Genomic DNA, 4276 nt, shown 5'->3' with positions numbered 1-4276 from the left:
ATAGGCATTCAGCGTTTCTGCCCACGCTAATGCGATTGAGAGAAAAACGGTATTTCGCGCGGGAACATAAGTGATGGGGATGCCGGTTTCCAGATCGTGTTCGGTGCGATCTTTGGGGACATCGATATCCGCCGTCAATGCAGAACCGCCAAAAACGCGTAAATCCAGGGGGAAGGTGACAAACTTTTTGACATCAAATGCCTGACAGACTTTCTTTGCTGCTTCCAGTTCCTGCCGATGACGCTGGCCGTAATCGAATGACAGGGCATACAGTTCGAACCCGGCATGCGCGGCGATGGCTAATGTCGTTGCCGAATCAAGGCCTCCACTGACGAGAACGACGGCTTTGGGAGCTACAGTCGTCATTGATATTCAGACTCCTTCGAGGATCAGTCGCGATTATGAAACCTGTGAGCAGGTTGAAAACTGAAAACTAGCAGGAGCGTTCTGTGGATGCAATCCCCTCGGCACAGAGAGGCATGTTTTCGCTGACATTGAGAGTCTGACTATAAGCCAAGCTGGGAAGCAATCGCGAGTGCCGCGTAAAAATCCCGTAATCCGGCGAACTGATATCCAAAGGGAATGATCCGCGGATTATACATGCGATCATAATTGCCGAACCCACGGAACTGCAGTGAACCAAAGCGGAAGGAAGGTCGGTAACCGTTGTAATAGAATGTGTTCCCCCGGTAAGGCGATCCAAACCAGTCGGAACGAATGAAGTCGCCATACATGTAACTGGCCGGGGACCCCTGCATACCGGCAAATGTGTAACGCTGATACCAGGGCATGGATCGCAGGTAATAACTGCGATTGATCGGCGTCGAACGGGTGGTGCAGTTTTCACAGACCGCGGTGGAGTTGACATGAGGAATCTCACGCGGTGCGATGATGATCAGGTCATTGCTGTCAGACTTGCTGCTGACAGGCTGCGGACCTTGCTCCAGGGGGAAACGGGTTTCCCGGGTGGCATAGGAGTTCATACCCGGAGTCGGCGAGATCTGAACAATCCATTCAGGAACGGTGTCAGTGGTAGCAGATGCGGTTGTGGTTTCTGAATCGTTTGCCGGTTTCCGGGCTTGAATGGCGGCGTGTGAAGTCTGGTAGTGAGACGTTCCCAGCAGACAGGCGACGATAGTCAGGATTGGCAGCAGGTTTTTCATGGCAGTGACTTCAAAGTTCAAATCATGGTCTTCAGATGGCTTGATGCGTGGCAAAAAAACAACGCTCTGGATCCCATCGTAGGAGGGGAAAGAGACCATTTACCAATAAAAATCCTGATTACCGGGTGAAAAAACATAAATTATCGCAGCATTTTGACTCCAGGCTGGCAGGCGGCTTGATGGATGGCGGTCTGCTGATTAATCTCACGTGCAGGGCCTGTTGTCTTCAACAGCAGAGAACCGAGTTCAACTTTCAAATTCAACATGCAGTGGAGATACACCGTGGCCGCGAAAGCCTGGGGAGGACGATTTCAACAGCAGACTGATGCCCGCGTGGAAGCGTTTACGGAATCGATCAGTTTTGACAGCCGACTGGCGGCGGTAGACATTCAGGGATCACAGGCGCACGCCCGGATGCTGGCCAAAGTGGGCCTGATCAGCGATGACGAATGCGCGCAGATCGTTGAGACGCTGACCCGGATCGGCAGTGAAATCGAAGCGGGGAATTTCGAGTTTCGGTTCGAACTGGAAGATATCCACATGCACATTGAAAGCGCGCTGATTGAGCGAGTAGGTGATGTGGGCCGAAAACTGCATACGGCCCGGAGCCGCAATGATCAGGTTTCGACCGATCTGAAGCTCTACACGCGCGAGGCAATTCAACGCGTGGACGGGCTGCTCAAAGATCTGCAGATTGCATTTGTAGAACGCTGCGATCGGGACCAGGATCTTGTACTGCCAGGCTTCACGCATCTGCAGCGGGCCCAGCCGGTCAAAGCCGCCCATTACTGGCTGGCTTACTGTGAGAAGTTCGACCGTGATCGACAGCGCCTGGCAGACTGTCTGAAACGCGTGAATATTTCGCCGCTGGGAGGGGCTGCCCTGGCGGGAACTTCATTACCCATTGATCGGCATTACACGGCTGAACTGCTGGAATTTACCGATGTGGCGCGTAACAGTCTGGATATTTCCAGTGACCGGGACTACCTGGCGGAATTCTGCTTCTGTATGGCATTGATCGCGACCCATCTGAGTAACTGGGCAGAGGAATGGATCGCCTGGTTCTCGACAGAATTCGGTTTTATCAAACTGCCCGATGCCTTTACCACGGGTTCGTCAATCATGCCTCAAAAGCGAAATCCGGATGTGCTGGAACTGATTCGTGGCAAGTCGGCCCGACCGATTTCCGATGTGCAGCAGATCCTGGTACTGCTGAAAGGTCTGCCGATGGCTTATAACCGGGATATGCAGGAAGACAAGCTGGCGCTGTTTGATGCTTATGATACAGTGGCTGCCTGCCTGGAACTGGCAGCAGCGATGGTAGAAGGAGCAGAACTGCAGCAGGAAACAATTGCCAATAAACTCGAAGACGGATTTCTTGACGCGACCGCATTGATGGAATACCTGATCAAAAAAGGGACACCAATGCGGACCGGGCATGGCATCGTCGGGAAACTGGTTTCGCTGTGTGAATCGCGGTCCATTCGACTGGTGGATCTGTCTTTAGAAGAATTGCAGCAGGCCTGTCCGCAAATTGAAGAGGACATTTACCAGGTTCTGGGGGCGCGTAACGCGATGGCGGCACTGTGCAGTTTTGGTTCGGGGGGAGAAGCACCGGTGCAGGAACAGACACAGTACTGGAAAGAGAAACTGGGGCTGTAAAGAGCGCTTCCCGGCGATCTCGATTTCTGCTTCTGTATTCTCTGCTGATTGAGCGTTCATGAGAAATATCAAACTGACGTTGGCTTATGACGGATCGGAATACGCGGGCTGGCAGGTGCAGCCGAATGGGCCATCGGTTCAGGCCTGTGTCGAGACAGCGATTGAGCAACTCACTCAGCAGCGAAGTCCGGTGCTGGTAGCCGGTCGTACCGATGCCGGCGTGCACGCTTTAGGGCAGGTCGCCAGTTTTCAGACGGACTCTACAATCCCCTGTAAAAACCTGCAGACAGGTTTGCAGCGGTTTCTCCCGGACAGTATCTGTGTCCGTGAAGCGCGGGAAGTATCGTCGGCGTTTCATGCGACCTATTCCGCGGTTCAGAAGCGATATCGGTATGTGATCCATAATTCCACGGTTCCTTATCCGTTCCTGAAAAAATATGTGAGTGAGTTTGGCCGCCCGCTGGACGCCGAGCGGATGCATGCCGCCGGTCAGGAGCTGCTGGGCAAGCATGATTTCCGCTGTTTTGAATCACATTACCCGAATAAAGCCACCAGTGTGCGGACAATGAAAGAACTGACGGTGCAGCGTACTGGTGTCTGGCCAGTCTGGGGTGTGTTGGAACAGGCTGAGCTTTCGTCGCAGAAGTCAGCGACCAGGGAGTTCATCACCGTTGATGTTGTCGCGGACGGTTTTTTATACAATATGGTGCGGGCGATTGTCGGGACGCTGCTTGAAGTCGGCGTGGGGCGCTGGACCACAAACGATGTACAGAACATTCTGGCAGGAATGGACCGCGCGCAGGCCGGGCCGACGGCGCCCGCATGTGGATTGTACCTGGTTCAGGTTGACTATCCGGATTGATTTCTGCAAATTACATTTGATCCAGAGCAGGAAAATGACGTTTACTGTAAGCCAGGTGTTCCACGGGGACAGGGAATAATCTTATTCGGATTCAGAGAGATTGAAGGGCGCGCTGACTTCAGTCCGGAAAGCGAAAGATGAGTCAACCACCACCGCCTTTGCCACCGCATGATGCCGATGAGCCGATCTTTCTGGAAGACTCATTTGACGGAGGGGGAGAACGGATAGATGATCAAAAGGGTCGCATTTTTCCCTGTGAAGGCTGCGGCGCTGATCTGGTCTTCAATATCAAAACACAGAAGCTCCGTTGTGGACATTGCGGCTTTCAAAAAGAAATCGGCATTGACCCGAATCGGGAAATTGAAGAGCAGGATATCCACGCCATGCTGGCGCACCTCCGCGAACTGCGGGAACACCCGGAGCAGTCAGAAGATGATCAGGAACAGGAAGTGCGCTGCGAAGGTTGCGGCGCCACGCTGCTGTTTGTCGACTCTGTCACCAGTTCTGAGTGTCCATACTGTGCCTCTCCCATTCAACTGGAGAACGCGCATACCTCTGAAAAGCGGGTTCCCGTGGATGCGGTGCTGCC

At 53.4% G+C, this 4276-nt stretch carries 4 protein-coding genes and 1 pseudogene; 3 read left to right on the top strand and 2 right to left on the bottom strand.

Features of this window, described 5'->3' with window-relative positions; translation table 11 throughout:
* Nucleotides 1-366 (bottom strand): 7-cyano-7-deazaguanine synthase (locus AACZ40_RS28330; RefSeq protein ID WP_339676964.1); only part of this gene is annotated, 366 nt, incomplete at its 3' end.
* A 140-nt stretch (nucleotides 367-506) separates the two neighbouring features.
* Nucleotides 507-1262: a hypothetical protein gene (locus AACZ40_RS28325; protein ID WP_291170783.1), complete on the bottom strand. Its 756-nt coding sequence runs from the start codon at nucleotides 1260-1262 to the stop codon at nucleotides 507-509.
* Nucleotides 1263-1445: 183 nt separating this feature from the next.
* Here AACZ40_RS28325 and argH point away from each other — a divergent pair, with 183 nt between their 5' ends.
* The 3 genes and pseudogenes from argH to AACZ40_RS28310 all read left to right on the top strand — a co-directional run.
* Complete coding sequence (gene argH, locus AACZ40_RS28320) at nucleotides 1446-2825, top strand: argininosuccinate lyase (protein ID WP_291170784.1); 1380 nt, start codon at nucleotides 1446-1448, stop codon at nucleotides 2823-2825.
* Between the two features lie 58 nt (nucleotides 2826-2883).
* The gene (gene truA, locus AACZ40_RS28315) at nucleotides 2884-3687 is read left to right on the top strand and encodes a tRNA pseudouridine(38-40) synthase TruA (RefSeq protein WP_291170785.1); all 804 of its coding nucleotides are present in this window, start codon (nucleotides 2884-2886) and stop codon (nucleotides 3685-3687) included.
* A gap of 137 nt (nucleotides 3688-3824) precedes the next feature.
* Nucleotides 3825-4276: pseudogene (locus AACZ40_RS28310) on the top strand (hypothetical protein); the annotation flags it as partial.

This window comes from uncultured Gimesia sp. (genome assembly GCF_963972345.1).
Lineage (GTDB): Bacteria > Planctomycetota > Planctomycetia > Planctomycetales > Planctomycetaceae > Gimesia.
This window is presented reverse-complemented; position numbering and strand designations above follow the sequence as displayed.